The 15,598-nt window shown below is 43.2% G+C and carries 20 protein-coding genes; 14 read left to right on the plus strand and 6 right to left on the minus strand.

Annotation, left to right across the window (positions count from 1 at the left end):
* Positions 1 to 425 precede the first annotated feature (425 nt).
* From E2R66_RS25320 to E2R66_RS25345, 6 genes are all read right to left on the minus strand, one after another.
* On the minus strand, positions 426 to 746 hold the full coding sequence (locus tag E2R66_RS25320; RefSeq protein ID WP_133236306.1) for a hypothetical protein: 321 nt from the start codon (positions 744 to 746) through the stop codon (positions 426 to 428).
* 52 nt (positions 747 to 798) lie between these two features.
* Entirely contained in the window at positions 799 to 1,572 is a 774-nt protein-coding gene (locus E2R66_RS25325) for an HNH endonuclease (protein ID WP_133236304.1), read from the minus strand.
* A gap of 164 nt (positions 1,573 to 1,736) precedes the next feature.
* Entirely contained in the window at positions 1,737 to 3,191 is a 1,455-nt protein-coding gene (locus tag E2R66_RS25330; RefSeq protein ID WP_133236302.1) for an AAA family ATPase, read from the minus strand.
* 41 nt (positions 3,192 to 3,232) lie between these two features.
* Positions 3,233 to 3,556 carry a hypothetical protein gene (locus E2R66_RS25335; protein WP_133236300.1) on the minus strand — a complete coding sequence of 108 codons (324 nt, stop codon included), beginning with the start codon at positions 3,554 to 3,556 and terminating at the stop codon, positions 3,233 to 3,235.
* 54 nt (positions 3,557 to 3,610) lie between these two features.
* Entirely contained in the window at positions 3,611 to 3,712 is a 102-nt protein-coding gene (locus tag E2R66_RS29175; protein ID WP_133236298.1) for a hypothetical protein, read from the minus strand.
* Between the two features lie 71 nt (positions 3,713 to 3,783).
* On the minus strand, positions 3,784 to 4,149 hold the full coding sequence (locus tag E2R66_RS25345) for a CoA-binding protein (protein WP_133236296.1): 366 nt from the start codon (positions 4,147 to 4,149) through the stop codon (positions 3,784 to 3,786).
* A 190-nt stretch (positions 4,150 to 4,339) separates the two neighbouring features.
* Here E2R66_RS25345 and E2R66_RS25350 point away from each other — a divergent pair, with 190 nt between their 5' ends.
* The 14 genes from E2R66_RS25350 (at position 4,340) to E2R66_RS25415 (ending at position 15,553) form a co-directional block, all read left to right on the plus strand.
* Positions 4,340 to 4,915: an RNA polymerase sigma factor gene (locus tag E2R66_RS25350; protein WP_240049530.1), complete on the plus strand. Its 576-nt coding sequence runs from the start codon at positions 4,340 to 4,342 to the stop codon at positions 4,913 to 4,915.
* A gap of 18 nt (positions 4,916 to 4,933) precedes the next feature.
* Entirely contained in the window at positions 4,934 to 5,329 is a 396-nt protein-coding gene (locus E2R66_RS25355; protein WP_192902010.1) for a hypothetical protein, read from the plus strand.
* A gap of 130 nt (positions 5,330 to 5,459) precedes the next feature.
* On the plus strand, positions 5,460 to 5,672 hold the full coding sequence (locus E2R66_RS25360; protein WP_133236294.1) for a hypothetical protein: 213 nt from the start codon (positions 5,460 to 5,462) through the stop codon (positions 5,670 to 5,672).
* Positions 5,673 to 5,949: 277 nt separating this feature from the next.
* Positions 5,950 to 6,387, plus strand: coding sequence for a 50S ribosomal protein L13 (rplM, locus tag E2R66_RS25365; RefSeq protein WP_133236292.1), 438 nt, complete (start codon positions 5,950 to 5,952; stop codon positions 6,385 to 6,387).
* 19 nt (positions 6,388 to 6,406) lie between these two features.
* The gene (gene rpsI / locus E2R66_RS25370; RefSeq protein ID WP_133236290.1) at positions 6,407 to 6,793 is read left to right on the plus strand and encodes a 30S ribosomal protein S9; all 387 of its coding nucleotides are present in this window, start codon (positions 6,407 to 6,409) and stop codon (positions 6,791 to 6,793) included.
* 21 nt (positions 6,794 to 6,814) lie between these two features.
* On the plus strand, positions 6,815 to 7,678 hold the full coding sequence (rpsB, locus tag E2R66_RS25375) for a 30S ribosomal protein S2 (protein WP_133236288.1): 864 nt from the start codon (positions 6,815 to 6,817) through the stop codon (positions 7,676 to 7,678).
* Positions 7,679 to 7,822: 144 nt separating this feature from the next.
* The gene (tsf, locus tag E2R66_RS25380; RefSeq protein WP_133236286.1) at positions 7,823 to 8,674 is read left to right on the plus strand and encodes a translation elongation factor Ts; all 852 of its coding nucleotides are present in this window, start codon (positions 7,823 to 7,825) and stop codon (positions 8,672 to 8,674) included.
* 152 nt (positions 8,675 to 8,826) lie between these two features.
* A complete protein-coding gene (gene nagA, locus E2R66_RS25385) occupies positions 8,827 to 9,948 on the plus strand; it encodes an N-acetylglucosamine-6-phosphate deacetylase (RefSeq protein ID WP_133236284.1) in 1,122 nt (373 codons plus the stop codon).
* Between the two features lie 50 nt (positions 9,949 to 9,998).
* Positions 9,999 to 10,703: a UMP kinase gene (gene pyrH / locus E2R66_RS25390; protein WP_133236282.1), complete on the plus strand. Its 705-nt coding sequence runs from the start codon at positions 9,999 to 10,001 to the stop codon at positions 10,701 to 10,703.
* Positions 10,704 to 10,997: 294 nt separating this feature from the next.
* Entirely contained in the window at positions 10,998 to 12,260 is a 1,263-nt protein-coding gene (locus E2R66_RS25395) for a PAS domain-containing protein (RefSeq protein ID WP_133236280.1), read from the plus strand.
* Between the two features lie 368 nt (positions 12,261 to 12,628).
* On the plus strand, positions 12,629 to 12,868 hold the full coding sequence (locus tag E2R66_RS25400; RefSeq protein WP_133236278.1) for a helix-turn-helix domain-containing protein: 240 nt from the start codon (positions 12,629 to 12,631) through the stop codon (positions 12,866 to 12,868).
* A 60-nt stretch (positions 12,869 to 12,928) separates the two neighbouring features.
* Positions 12,929 to 13,573, plus strand: coding sequence for an HD domain-containing protein (locus tag E2R66_RS25405; protein ID WP_133236276.1), 645 nt, complete (start codon positions 12,929 to 12,931; stop codon positions 13,571 to 13,573).
* A gap of 30 nt (positions 13,574 to 13,603) precedes the next feature.
* Positions 13,604 to 14,911 (plus strand): carbohydrate porin, encoded by a 1,308-nt coding sequence (locus E2R66_RS25410; protein WP_133236274.1) that lies wholly within the window; start codon positions 13,604 to 13,606, stop codon positions 14,909 to 14,911.
* 108 nt (positions 14,912 to 15,019) lie between these two features.
* Positions 15,020 to 15,553, plus strand: coding sequence for a YceI family protein (locus E2R66_RS25415; protein WP_133236272.1), 534 nt, complete (start codon positions 15,020 to 15,022; stop codon positions 15,551 to 15,553).
* The last annotated feature ends 45 nt before the right edge of the window (positions 15,554 to 15,598 follow it).

The following is a 15,598-nucleotide window of genomic DNA, read 5'->3' on the forward strand; positions in this document are numbered from 1 at the left end:
TACCGACTGGTTCCGATACATCACTAAGTGGACAAGTTTCTCTTTAAACTCTTCCGTGAAGCTAAACTGCTCCAACATCTTTTCTTTCATTTGGAATACGATTATTCCAAAAGTGTAAACCTATAGCCGTATAAGACCAACCCGAATTTTATGAATTAATGGAATAGGCAGAATACGTTTATGCACCATTCTGATAATTCGTTAATTCTTTAAAATTCGAGTTCAGACAACCTCAGCAGCTCAGCTTCGGCCGAAAGCTGGCAGATAGCCTGCATGCAAAGCGGCTAAGCATAATGGCGACATTTATGATGGGTGTTGAAAAAGTTTCAACATGACGGATTTATTACCAACCATTTTCGTGACATCACGAAAATGGTTAATTGGTTTTGCTTCAAAATAACCGAAATGGTGTTACGCAATTAAAATTACCACTTAAATGGCTTTACCTTTTCTATAGCCGACATGAAATCGGTTAAGCTAAACGCGGTATTCGGCGCTTCGTTGGTGTGTTCTATGGATTCAAACTCGTGCCAGGTATGGTCCAATTGGTTGTTCCATATGGAGAAGTGGAGGTCGGGCAGGAGCCATTGGTCAACGTAGAAATAAGTCTCGTCGATTAGTTTGGTTTGGATGAGGGTTTCTAAATCCCTTAACTCAACATTGTGAGGATTGTCGAAGACAACCCAGCCGTGGTTTTTATAATTGCCGGCATCGCGGTAGCGGTAATTGAATTTGATATTGTGCATGCGGCTAAATTAGCCGGATGGGGGAGAATGGGCAATCGGATATAAGTGAAGATTACGCTTTGAAAGTGCTGTTATGCACTTTCAGGAACTCCACGTCAATAGAAAATTTCTTAGGCGAAAGTAAAGGCATACCATCGTAAGCAATAAAGTTCTCTTGGATGCTCGGGATACCCGCACTCTTTAAAAAGACGGACGATACCTTTATTTTGAAATCTTCCGTGATGGTAAGCAGCCCCCTGTCAAAAGCCTTATCGTGCAGGCAGTTTAAAGCCAGGCCATTCTTGGGGTTGAGGCGATTGCCTTCGTCTTTGCTCCATGGCAAAATATGGCTGGCAACCAGCAGCGATGTTTGGTCGATGCCGGTAATGCAGCATTGGTTATCAAAATTGCTCAACACCATCTTGCGGAAAGCCGTTTGATTAAGCCTTACCAATACCGAGCGGACAACTTCCCTGCCTTCCCTTTGTTCGAATTCTTCTTCCTCGATGGGATTTAAAGCTTCGATGGTGGTGTTCTTTTTTTGTGCAAGCAGGGCTTCGCTTTCTATAAATTGCTGGTCCCAATTGTGCATGTATTCTTGCCAAACCTGTTTATCCAGTTTGCTGGCGTTCTCCAAACCTTTAATACCACGGGCCTGCAGCTTTGGGTCGAAACTGGCAAAGTTGCCCAACTTGCGGGCTATAGCCGATGGGCTCCTATCGATAATGGCGGCCAGTTCCTTAACCTCCGCATTGTTGGCATGCATTTGCCCGAACCGTATTTTACTATACAGGTTGATGGCGAGGATAAGCTGCTCTTTTGTCCAGAGGGTTTGGCCGGGTTTCATGTTAATTTTCTATCTCAAAAAATACATGTTTACAATCGGTATTCAGGCATTCCTTAATTTTTAACTGGACGATGGTGTGGAGGAAGTTAGACAACTCTTCAGCTCTTGCTCCGCAGATTGGGCAGGTTGTGGATTGGTCAGTGGTTAAGTGAAAAGCTATCATTTTAACGATTATGTGCTTTTATAAATTCATATAGTTTTTCAGTTAATGTCAAAGCCTCGTCACCTAAATCATCGTTACTTTTAATATTTGACACCGCTTTCTTGGCGAAATTAAGTTTGTCTTTGACCGTTCCTGATTTATCCTGATAAGTTTTGCTTAAACCAATAACATGCTTGTCTATATATTCACCAATCTTTTTGCTTTGATACATCGATTCATTGTCGAATGCTTTCTTAAAATCTAATTGGGAAGACGACTCGGTTTCGATAATTGTCTTTTTTAGAATTTCGGGTTTTAGCGTATTTTCAATTTCTCGCGCTCGCAGGCAGTAATATCTTTCCTTTAAAGTATTATTCAATTGTTCTTGTCGCAAACCTTTAGCTGATTGATTACCGTTTTTTGTAAGTCCATCTCCATCTTTATCTGTTATTAAAAACAACTTCCCACATAGCCGTTCTACTTCGATATTGGGGTGTTCTCCATCTGCATCGTCTAAAAATGACCAATGCGTTATGTTATTGCCACCGTATTCAACGAAGGAATAATGCGTATCCTCTTTGAACTTAATGTTCTTACTTTGTTGATAGACCTCCAAGTATTTTCTAACATAAATCCTATCCGTAATTCCCTCAACCCAAATTGTGCAGTTAGATAAAAATACCGATGAATTTCTTACACCTATGCATGATAATATATTTGAGTCGCTATTCTCCACGTTCTCAATCACAAACCCAGGGTTAGCTGTATCTTTAAAGCTTTTCTTAAAAGTGTATACTGAAATCTCATTTTGCTCGAGCGTAATATCAAGTAGGTGGTTAGAATGCGTTGTTATGAAATATTGATATTCAGGGAATGTTAAAAGAGTTTCCACAAATGTTCGCTGGAAGCCAGGATGCAAATAGTGTTCAGGCTCTTCAATGAAAAAATTCAACTTCTGACCTTTGTTAAAAAACAAAGGATACGTTAAAATGATAATTGATTGAATACCATCCCCTAAATCATAAATAGGGTACTCATGATTACCAATTTGCAAAAACACCACCTCTTTATCTGACCGCGGGGTTAGAACAATTTTCTGATTATTGAAGAAACTTTCGCTCAAAAAAAACTCGAAATCTTCGATTTTTTTCCTGTCGGTAGGCCCTCCCAATTTTAATTTTTTCGAATCGTTATACAGGCTCCACCCAGTATAAATTTTGCTTTGAATATCCCCTTCGGTATTATTGTGGACAAAATAATCGTTAAATGTTCGTTCTAAATACAAGTCGGAATTCGCATTGCCTACGTTTCTCAGGCCCCGAAGAGTAGGTATATAAATATTTTTTAACCTGAAGTCAAAATCTCTGTTATCGAGAAATTCATTTAGTTTACTCGTGTATTTTTTACCAATGCTTTCAGCTAAGTATTTTAATTTGGATTGAGCAGTGGTGCTTGGATGGATGTTAGCATATAGCATTGTCAAATCACTAAAGTGCTGTTGAACGAGTTCCGTTATATTTAATGTTGAATACAAAAATCCAACGCCTTAAAATCTTCTATAAATCGCTTGACTATAAATGCCCCTTCGACTAGACCATCCAACCCTTCCTTTAATTCTTGTTTAAATTCATCTATTATAGAATTAAGTACAGTAATGTCAAGCGTATCCGAATTATATCTCAATTCATTATCAGAAAAAATAGTTCTTAAACATCTGCTTTTGCCGGAATTATTACTACCGATGAAAATGTTAATCTTAGACAGGTTTCTGATAGTACGGTCATCATCAATAGTATTATATTCTTTGAACTTGTCTTCTCTTAAATAGATGCTATTTATCACTCCGCTTAGTTTAGATTTTATAAATATATCAAGAATATTTACAAGGCATCTAATTTAAGCTATCAACCTCCGCACCACCATCTCCGGCTTGGTATCCTTCCCGCGTATGCGCGACATATTGTAGCTTCGGGTTTCTTTGGAGTGTACATCAGCCATATTGAGTCAATACGTTTCCTTTCCCTTTTGTTGCTCACGCCCTGAACGGCGCAACCACTCACTACTAACCACTAATATTGCCCTATACTTAGCAGCACCAGCGTGCAGGCGTATTCAGTTTCGATGCCCTGTTCTTCGGCCATGCGGCGGAGGTCGGCGTTCTCGGTGCCGGGGTTAAAGATGATGCGTTTAGGCCTGGTGCCGAGGATATAATCGTACAGTGGCGGCTGGTTCTGCGGGCCAACGTACAGGGTAATGGTGTCTATATCGGTGTGGAGGGTCTCCGGCTTTTCGATGGGTACACCGGCAACTTCGCCGGTTTTAATGCCCACGTTCACAATGCTGTGCCCGCGGCTCACCAGGCGGTTAGCGGCGAGGTAGGCGTAGCGGCTGGCGTCTGGCGTTGCGCCTAGTATCAGTGTTTTTTTATCGGCCATGTTTAAAGAACGCGCAAGGTAGGGATTTGGTTTTAAGCCCCCTCTACATCTCCCCCGGGAGGGGAGACTTTTACTTTTTGGTGATTTTAAAGCCCTCCCTACCGGGGAGGGTTGGGTGGGGCTTATTTATTTTATTTTATTTAAAATGTTTTAAAAGGCTGTTCGTCTTTATCTTTAAACACACATACAATTGCAAAGCGTAGTAATGCCCCAGGATAAAGAAAGCCATATCATACACACTATTAAGGCGTATGGTAAAAGCCTGTTGGGGTTTATCCGCAAGCGGGTAAAAAGCGATGCCGATGCCGAAGACATCCTGCAGGATGTTTGGTACCAGTTCAGCAACGTACTGAATTCGGAGCCCATTGAGCAAACCAGTGCCTGGCTGTACCGTGTTGCGCGCAACAAGATACTCGACAAGCATAAAAAACACACCGAAACCCTGTTGGATGATATGGCAGGCAACGATGCCGGCGACGACGACGACGCGCCCAACTTTAGCGAAATACTCCTCGCCGAAGCCCGCACGCCCGAAACCGAATACATACGCAACCTGTTTTGGGAGCAGCTCTTCATAGCGCTTGACGAACTGCCCGAACAGCAGCGGCAGGTATTCACCTGGCACGAACTGGAGGACGTCCCCTTCGAAGAAATTGCCAAACGTACGGGCGAAAACGTAAACACGCTGGTATCGCGTAAGCGCTACGCGGTACTGCACCTGCGCAAACGCCTTAAGCAGTTGTATGATGAAATGAATGATTATTAATTTAAAAAAAATACTGAAATGAACATAAGACATAAAAAGAAGCTTTTCCTGATACCTTTTGGGATAGCAGCCATATTAGCCCTGGTAAGTTACGTAGTAATGCAGCTTTGGAACCATCTGCTGCCCGATATACTGCACGTTGGCACCATTACCTTTTGGCAAGCCATGGGGATATTCGTCCTGAGCAAGATACTCTTCGGCTTTGGTGGCAAAGGCGGCAGTGCGCCATGGATGCGCCGCAAGCAAATGATGGAAGAGCGCTTCCGTAACATGAGCCCCGAAGACCGCGAGAACTTTAAAGCCCAATGGAAAGACCGCTGCGGCTGGGGCCGTAGGGGCGAACACCGCCGTGGCGGCTGGGATGCCTTCAAGGAAGAAAAACCCGAAGCGGATTTTAAGGAAGAAGCTAAATAATTAATTGCCCTGCCGAACTTGTTTCGGCACCCCATAGCGTACCGGCGACAGGCATGCACATTGCTTACCACGCGGGGTGCGGGAACAGGTTCGGTAGGGCTTTACAACATCACCAACAAAATAACAACCTATGGATGTGCTGATATTTAAAACAAGCGTAGCAACGCCCAGGCAGGCAAACAGGTTGCAGCCCCTATTAACTGCACTTACGGATATCAAACGTTACACCTTCGATTTGGAAGATTGCGACCGCGTGCTGCGCATCGTAAGTTCCCGTATCGAGCCGCAAACAATTAAGCATATCCTTAGGGTGGCGGGGTTTAGCTGCGAGGAACTGGTTTAAGAAGTGGCAATTGCGGTTGCAGTAGCAGTTAGCAGATGCAGACCACTGCTACCGCCACTGCAACTTTCCTTCCTTTAACTGCAACTTCCTCCCGCCACTGCAACTTGCTTCTGCTCCCAAACGCCCAAACCAGCCTCCGCGCCACCCTACCTACCTCATTTAAAATCAAGGGACTGCAAAAAGTAAATACCATTTGTAAATTTAACAAATACGCGTATCTTTGCAGTCCCGTAATTACGGGGTATAGAATACGTTTAATACATTTAATTTAAAGCAAGTGAATACGTTAAGTTACAAAACTGTCTCAGCCAACAAGAAAACCGTTAGCAAAGAATGGGTTGTTGTTGATGCAAACAATGAGATTTTGGGGCGCTTGTGTACGAAGATCGCGATGATGATCAGAGGTAAGCACAAGCCAGGTTTCACCCCACACGTAGACTGCGGAGATAACGTTATTGTTATTAATGCAGACAAGATCAAACTGACCGGAAACAAGTTTAGCGATAAAACTTATGTTTCTTACACCGGCTATCCTGGTGGTCAGCGTTTCATTTCTCCAAAAGAGTTAATGGCAAAGCATCCTGAGCGTGTGATTGAAAAAGCCGTACGCGGTATGTTGCCTAAAAATCGTTTAGGCCGTGCTATTTACGGTAACCTGCATGTTTATGCAGGCGCAGAGCATCCTCATGCAGCTCAAAATCCAAAAACCATTTAATTAACAGGAGAAAAGAAAAATGCCAACAACTAACACTTCAGGCAGAAGAAAAACAGCAGTTGCCCGCATCTATTTAACTGATGGTGCAGGCGCAATTACCGTAAACGGTAAAGATTACAAAGAGTACTTCCCAACCTTACCTTTACAATACATCGTTATGCAAAGCACAGAAGTTTCTGGCTCGGCTGGTAAATTTGATGTAAAAGTAAACGTAGCAGGTGGTGGTGTAAAAGGACAGGCAGAAGCCGTTCGTTTAGCTATTGCGAAAGCTATTGTTGAACTGGATCCGGAGAAAAAACCGGCACTGCGCGCTAAAGGTTTAATGACACGTGATGACCGTATGGTTGAGCGTAAGAAACCAGGTCGCAGGAAAGCACGTAAGAGATTCCAATTCAGTAAACGCTAAAATTTTAGGAGGACAACAACAATGGCAAGAACAACATATCAGGATTTACTGGATGCAGGTGTACACTTTGGCCACCTTACCCGCAAATGGGACCCGAAAATGTCACAGTACATTTTTATGGAGCGCAACGGTATCCACATTATCGATCTAAACAAAACCTTATCTAAGGTTGAAGAAGCTGCTGCAGCTATAAAACAAATCGTAAAATCGGGCCGCAAGGTATTATTCGTAGCTACCAAGAAACAAGCTAAGGATATCGTAGCCGAGCAAGCGAAACTGGTAAACATGCCCTACATCACCGAGCGTTGGTTGGGTGGTATGTTAACCAACTTTGCTACCGTACGCAAGTCGATCAAAAAGATGTCTAACATCGATAAATTGACTAAAGACGGTACTTACAGCAACCTTTCTAAAAAAGAAAGACTGATGATACAACGCGAGCGTATCAAACTAGAATCTTTGCTGGGTGGTATATCAGATCTTAACCGTTTACCGGCTGCTTTGTTCCTTATCGACGTGAAGAAAGAGCACATCGCTGTTTCGGAAGCTTTGAAATTAAACATCCCGACTTTCGCGATGGTTGATACCAACTCAGATCCTTCTAACATCGATTTCCCTATCCCGGCTAACGACGATGCTACTAAATCAATATCTTTGATTACAGGTATCATTATCAAAGCTATCGAAGAAGGTTTGGAAGAACGCAAACGCGATAAAGAAGACGAAACTGAGAAAGAAGCTGCTGCTGCTAAAGCAAAAGCTGACGCTCCTGAAGTAGCAGATCGTTCTGCAGCAACTGAAGGTGGCAAAAGGAGAAGGACCGCAGAAGTTACAGCCGAAGCTGCTGAAACAGAAGCCCCTGCTGCTGAATCAACAGAAGAATAATATTGGTGAGTGGTGGGTAGTGAATGGTGAGTTGTTCCAACCCGCTGGTTACTATTCACCACTTATTCATTAATAAAATTTGGTGTTTGGAGATACGAGTTAAAACTATTTACCACTCACTACCCACTATTTAACTAAAATAAAATGTCTACAGTACAAATCTCTGCATCTGATGTAAACAAACTGCGCCAGCAAACCGGTGCAGGCATGATGGATTGCAAAAAAGCTTTAACTGAAACCAATGGTGATTTTGAAGCGGCTATTGATTTTTTAAGGAAAAAAGGTGCTAAGGTTGCTGCAAGCCGCCAGGACCGTGAGAGCAACGAAGGTGTTGTTATATCACGCACTTCGGCAGATGGTAAACGTGGTGTTATCATCGAGCTTAACTGCGAAACAGATTTCGTAGCTAAGAATGCCGAATTCGTAGCATTTGCTAACGAAATTGCTAACATAGCTGTTGAGGCTAACCCAAAAAGCATCGAAGAGCTTTACGCTTTAAATATCGATGTTGAAAACACTAGCGTTAAAATTGGTGATGCTATCATCGATAAAACCGGCAAAATCGGCGAGAAAATAGGCGTATCTAAATACGAAGTAATTGAAGACGATAAAGTTGTGGCTTATATACACGGTAACTTCCGTTTAGGTGTATTGGTAGGCTTAAGCAAAAACGTTGAAGGTGCTGATGAAGCAGGTAAAGATGTTGCCATGCAAATTGCTGCCATGAACCCCGTTGCTATTGACAAAGATGGCGTTGATGCATCAGTTATTGAGCGCGAGCTTGAAATTGCAAAAGATGTTATCCGTGCAGAAGGCAAGCCAGAAGCAATGGTTGAAAAAATCGCTGCCGGCAAGCTGAACAAATTCTACAAAGATTCTACTTTGCTTAACCAGGAGTTCGTGAAGGATTCTTCGAAGAGCGTAAGCCAGTTCCTGGATACCGTAGATAAAGGTCTTACCGTTACCGCCTTTAAGCGGGTAGCTTTAGGAGCTTAAATATATTATCCCCCTCGTTTTTAGCGAGGGGGATTTTTTTTGCAATAGCCCCACCCAACCCTCCCCGGTAGGGAGGGCTTTATTATGAGGGGACATTATAAAACACAATTTATAAAGTCTCCCCTTCCGGGGGAGATTTAGAGGGGGCTACTATGATAACAGCACTTCATAATCTTAAACTCATCTCTAATGGTGCCATCAGCCATGGCAAGGCAATTATCATCTCAGGTGATACGATAATCGACGTGGTTGATGAGTCGGCCATACCGCATGAAGCATTAAAAAAAGATTTGCAAGGTGCTTACGTCGCCCCCGGCCTTATAGACTTGCAGATTTACGGCAGTGGTGGCAAACTCTTCGCCGGTACGCCGGAGGTGGCTGCTTTAAAGCGGATGGAAGATGATTTGCTTAAACAGGGTACTATCGGCTTTTTCGCAACCATTGGCACCAATACAAACGAAATTGTTGAACAAGGCATTGCTGCGGCAAAAGCCTACCGTGCCGAGGCACGCGGGTGCTTTTGGGGTTTGCATCTCGAAGGCCCATACCTCAATCCCACCAAAAAAGGTGCCCATCCGGAAAAGTACATCAAGAAAGCTACCCTTGCCGAAGTTAAAGGTTGGGTGGAAAGTGCCGAGGGCACCATTAAGATGATAACCATTGCGCCCGAGCTGCAAGACGAGGAGGTGATTGATTACCTGCACGCGCAAGGCATCATCATATCGTCGGGCCATAGCAACGCTACTTATGAGCAGGGTAAGGCATTCTTGAATAAGCCTATCCCGGCAGTTACGCATTTGTTCAATGCCATGCCGCAGATGCATCATCGAGAGCCGGGCTACATCCCCGCTATTTTCGAAGAGAAACCTTATACCAGCATAGTAGCTGATGGCAACCACGTAGATTGGCCCATGATACGCCTGGCCAAGCGCGAATTGGGCGATAAGCTTTTCCTGATAACCGATGCTGTAACCGCAGCCACCGAAGGTGCTTACCAGCATCGTTTAGAAGGCGATAAATACGTAATGCCTGATGGCACGCTTTCTGGTTCGAGCCTTACCATGCTGAAAGCCGTGCAAAATTGCGTAGAAAAGGCAGGCATTGACTTAGCTGAAGCCATCAACATGGCCTCTAAATATCCTGCTGAATTATCAAAAATGAACCAAAATGGCCAAATTGTTGAAGGCTTTTATGCTGATATGCTAGTTTTTGATGAAACTTATCAAATTAATGCAACTATTTTTAAAGGGAATTTATTAACAGTAGCTACATAAACTTTTTACAATCCTATTAATTAACTATTTTTGAAAAATCATTCCTATACATGAAATACAAAAGAGTTCTCCTAAAGCTTAGCGGCGAATCCCTGATGGGACAAAGACAATACGGTATTGATAACAACCAGGTTTTGCAATATGCGCAAGACATCAAAGCTGTAAAAGAACAAGGTATAGAAATTGCAGTAGTAGTTGGCGGTGGCAACATATTCCGTGGGCTAAGTGCCGAGAAAAGCGGCATGGAACGCGCCCAGGCCGATTATATGGGCATGCTTGCTACCGTGATCAACTGCATGGCACTACAGAATGCATTAGAAAGCGTGGGTGTTGAGACCCGTCTGCAATCGGCCATTAAGATGGAGCAGATCTGCGAGCCTTACATCCGTCGTCGTGCTATGCACCATTTGGAATGCGGCAAAATCGTCATCTTTGGCGCAGGTACAGGTAACCCATATTTTACTACCGATACGGCCGCGTCGTTGCGTGCTATCGAAATAAAAGCCGATGTGGTTTTAAAAGGAACCCGTGTAGATGGTATTTACACCGCCGACCCGGAGAAGGACCCCACCGCAACTCGTTATGATGAAATATCTTTCCAGGAAGTGTATGATAAAGGCCTTAGCGTAATGGATATGACTGCCATTACCCTTTGCCAGGAAAACAAACTGCCCATCATCGTATTCGATATGAACAAACCGGGCAACTTTATGAAGATTGCTCAGGGCGAACCCATTGGTACCTTAGTTAAGTAAGGATATCTTTTATTGAAATAATAAAACGCCATGATGGTTATGCCATGCATGGCGTTTTTGCTTATAACGACTTTTTATAGAAACAGCCTCTCTTCATCCTTAAGAAATTGCTTGTTGGTTTAGCAGTTCGATTTTTTTTACCTTTGTAAAATAATAACGTCAGGTTGAAATCTTTTTAAAGCCACCTGTAGCTGATTATCGGCTAAGCACCAGATCGTTTCAAAATAGCATCACGGTGCTATTCGTTTTGAATAATCCGATTTGTCCGGCGCATGATCTGCTATTTAATGTCCCATGAAATTTCTTTGCTCTTACCCCAATTATTTAATTAACCGCTACAAAGCCGGCATACGGTTAATCAAACAAAACCCTTCTGTTGACGAGCATCAAATTTTTACTTATTGGCAAAATAAAACGTTTGCTATACTTTTAGTATATATAATGCCGGCATGTATCGTGGTATTGGTTCCCAGTATGATTTTGGAGTTTCGTGAAGGAGATCATAAGGTAGTTATTTTAGATGTGCTGGCGTTTGTGGCTGTTTATATTACAGCATTAAGCCGGCAGTTAAGCTACAGTTCCCGCAAAATAATAATAGCTGCTATCCTTACCGTTTTTTCTTTCCTGCTCATGATTTTTATGAAATCACTTGCAATGGGCACCATATACTTCTTTGCGCTTAGCATTTTTCTAACGTTGCAGTTCTCAAACGAAATGGCTTATAGCTGGATAATTACAAAAACTGTTTTATGCCTAACTTTTACAGGTTTGTTTTGGGGTAATATTGTTTCGTTAAGCCAATATTTCAACATCAGCTTTTACCGGTGGGTAATTTACACATCAAACTTTTTGCTGCTCGATTGGATTATTATCATTACCATTAGACAGTTGCTCGGCGGGCTAGAAAAAGCAACGATAAAAAGAGCAGGTTTGTACGATCAGCTGGAAATGGAAATAAGCCATAAAATTAAGCAAAACAAGCTTTTGACGCAGTCACAGGCTCAATACAAAATGCTATTTTCCAGTAGCCCATTACCCAAATTTTTAATAGATAAGGATTCAAAGCGATTTAAGCAGGTAAATCAAGCCGCAATAGATCATTATGGCTACACCGAGGCCGAGTTTTTAAATATGCAGCAAAGCGATATTGAATGCCCGGGCGAAATGATGGTAAACGAACTCCGACATCCGGGCGAAGCTGCCTTATTCAATACCATTCACACTACAAAGGGCAATAACAAGATCCATGTTGAAGTGCGAAGCAATGAATTGATATTTAACGATAGAAATGCTATACTGGCTACAACAACAGATGTTACGCAAAGCGTAAAAAACATTAAAGCAATTAAAGAACAGAATGAGAAGTTGCAAAAAATAGCCTTTTTGCAGTCGCACGTGGCGAGGGTACCCGTAGCCAATATTATAGGGCTAACCAATTTGTTAATCGATTCAACTTCCTCCGAAACCGAGCAAGAGCTTATTGTTTATTTAAGGCAATCTGCCTTGCAGTTAGATGCTGTAATCAGAAATATTGTTAAAAACACAGAAGAAAATTGAAGTAACTCATCAAATAAAGTTCCCGCTGGTTGTATGTCTATGTAATTTGACGTTAAAAAACTGTTTACCACTTTGGTGGGCAATTTTAAACAGACCTTTAAAACAGAGGTTGATAAAACTATTGATTTGGGAGACTGGAGCAACCAACGACCAACCAATAACAATTTTATTTATAAGTGACAGCAAATACTGACCGTGGTTGAAAAATTAGGTCTAAAAGTAATTTCATCCGTTCGAATAGAAGGGCAGCGTAGCTTTAAGTCCTCTTTCATAAAAAAAATTAACCAAAAACTAATCCAAACAAAATCCGCGTGTAATTTATTCTCGTTTGTATATTAATTATAGCATCCCCTCTATTGAGACATACAATGAAGAATTTGTTAAATTTTAAAGTAAAAGCAGTAGCGGCCAACATCCGCAAAAAACGGGAAGAATTGAATTATACCCAGGAATATTTGGCAGCAAAGCTTAATATATCACAAAATGCCTACAGCAAAATTGAGCTTGGCTATACAAAGATTACCTTGGAGCGCCTGTTCCAGATTTCTGATGTATTAGAAACAGATTTGCTTGAGTTGATCAAAACCCCTGAGGCAGAAGCCGCATAATTTCATAAAACAACTGCAAACTAAATCTGATAAAATATATTTGCGGCAAATTGTGTTAACATGAGCCACGCAGATATAATAGCCAAAACCGTCCGTTTTGTGCAGGATACCCTCAAGGATGCTGAAGGCGGCCATGACTGGTGGCATATCAGTCGCGTGCACACCAATGCCAAACGGATTGCAGAAACTGAAGTATGCGATACCCTTGTTGTTGAACTGGCAGCATTGCTGCACGATATTGCCGACAGTAAATTCCATAACGGCGACGAAGAGATAGGGCCTAAAACTGCAGGCGATTTCCTCTGGGGGTTGCAGCTGGATGCCGCCATAGTCATGCACGTGCAGCAAATCATCAGGCACATGTCCTTCAAATCCAGCTTCGACAAGGCAACCTTTTATTCTTTGGAGTTCGGCGTAGTACAGGATGCCGACCGGTTGGATGCCATTGGTGCCATTGGCGTTGCCCGCGCATTTACCTACGGCGGTTTTAAGGGCCGCGAAATTTACAACCCCAATATTGCCCCCCACCTTAACATGAGTAAGGAAGAGTATAAAAATACTACCGCGCCCACCATCAACCACTTTTACGAAAAACTACTGTTGCTTAAGGATAAGATGAACACCGATACCGGCAAGCAAATGGCAACCCAAAGGCATCAGTTTATGCTGGATTATCTGCAGCAATTTTACAGCGAAGTGCAATAGCTAATTGCTTCATTCCCTTGTTATAAAATCATGAATAAGCCTCTACTTTTTATAGCCCTGTTATTTATTTGTGCAAACGGGCTGGCGCAGGATAGCCTAAAGCAGCAAAAGTTTAACTTGCATTTTCAGCAAACCATTATCACGCAGTTCAAACCTGCATTCAGCGCGCCTTACACGGGTGACAATAGCTTGTTGACGAGCAAAGAAACGCAAACATCGTTAACCACCACATTATTCGGGGGAGCCCGTTTGTGGAAAGGCGCCTCGGCTTATTTCAACCCCGAGATGTCGGGCGGCTCGGGTTTAAGCAAAACGCTCGGCATAGCGGGTTTCCCCAACGGCGAAACCTTTAGAGTGGGTGGGGCCGAACCTAAGATATATATTGCGCGACTGTATTTCTCGCAAAATTTCGAGTGGGGCAACGATAAAGACACCCTTGCAGATGATGTAAACCAGTTGGCTGGCCTGCGCAGCAAGCGTTATCTTAATTTTACCGTTGGCAAATTCGGCATGGCCGATTTTTTCGATGGCAACGAGTTTAGCCACGATGCACGTTCGCAGTTCATGAACTGGTCGCTGATGGATAATGCCGCCTGGGATTACCCGGCCAATACCCGTGGCTACGTAATGGGCGCCATGGCCGAGCTGGGCCAACCCACCTGGGCCCTGCGCTTTGCCTTTACTATGACTACCACATCCGCCAACGGCGCCATTTGGGACGAGCGAATCTCACGTGCTAATACGCAAACTTTAGAGTACGAAAAACGCTACAAGCTAAACGGCCAACAAGGCACGTTAAGAGTGTTAGGTTTCCGCAACAACGGTAAAATGGGCAATTACCGGCAGGCGCTTGCGGTGCAGCCCATTGCCCCCGTGGTAGATACCAACCTGGTTTACGGTAAGCATAAGATGGGCTTCGGTATCAGTGCGGACCAATACCTGAGCAAGGATTTTGGCGTATTTGCGAAGCTGAGCTATAACGATGGCAAAACCGAGACATGGGCATTTACAGAAATCGACCGCTCTGTAAGCCTGGGCGCAGTACTAAAAGGCGGCAACTGGAAACGCAAGGACGACGAGCTCGGCCTGGCCTTCGTGGGCAACGGAATTTCCAAACCCCATCGCGATTACCTTGCTGCGGGCGGTTATGGCTTTATTATAGGAGATGGTAAACTCAATTATGCTTCGGAACTGATTGCCGAAGTTTATTACAAACTGAACGCCTACCAGGGCAAACTATGGCTTACGCCCGATTACCAGTTTATAGCCAACCCGGCCTACAATAGCGATAGGGGGCCGGTAAATGTATTCTCGTTAAGGGCGCATGTAGAGTTTTAGGCGATAAAGCCCACTGGTGTCAAATAATATGATTGTTATAAAGTTTCTTTTTGCAGCATTAAACCAAAGGCCGTAAGATAAGTCCGTACTGATAGAAAGAACCCCGAGATGAGAAAAGCATATTTAGCAATAGCCCTTTTAATAACCAGTATTACCGCGTTTGCGCAGGTTAAAAATAACGTTACCAAATCGTCCATCACCTTCAAGATAAAAAACCTTGGTATTTATACGGGCGGCAAGTTGGGCACCATGCAGGCCAACGTATCTTTCGACCCGGCAAAACTGGCTGAAAGCAACATAGAGGCCGTTGCCGATGCAACCACGCTCAATACCGAAAACGAGATGCGTGATAACCACATTAAAAACCAAGACTTTTTCGATGTGGCCAAATACCCTAAGATAATCATGTCTTCGGTATCCTTCACCCGCAAAAACGCAAGTAATTACGTGGGCCGCTTCAACCTCACTATTAAGGATAAAACCAAGCAGGTAGATGTGCCTTTTAGCTACGTACCAACCGCAACCGGCGCCAACTTAAAGGGCAGCTTTAAAATAAACCGTAGCGATTTTGGCATTGGTGGCAGCGCCCTTACCCTGGCCGATGAAGCAATAATTACTATTGAGGTAGAAACAGCCAACTAGGTACCCCAATACTTAACAATAATTTAACTGTAGCCTGTGCCGGTG

The organism is Mucilaginibacter psychrotolerans (genome assembly GCF_004519315.1).
Lineage (GTDB): Bacteria > Bacteroidota > Bacteroidia > Sphingobacteriales > Sphingobacteriaceae > Mucilaginibacter > Mucilaginibacter psychrotolerans.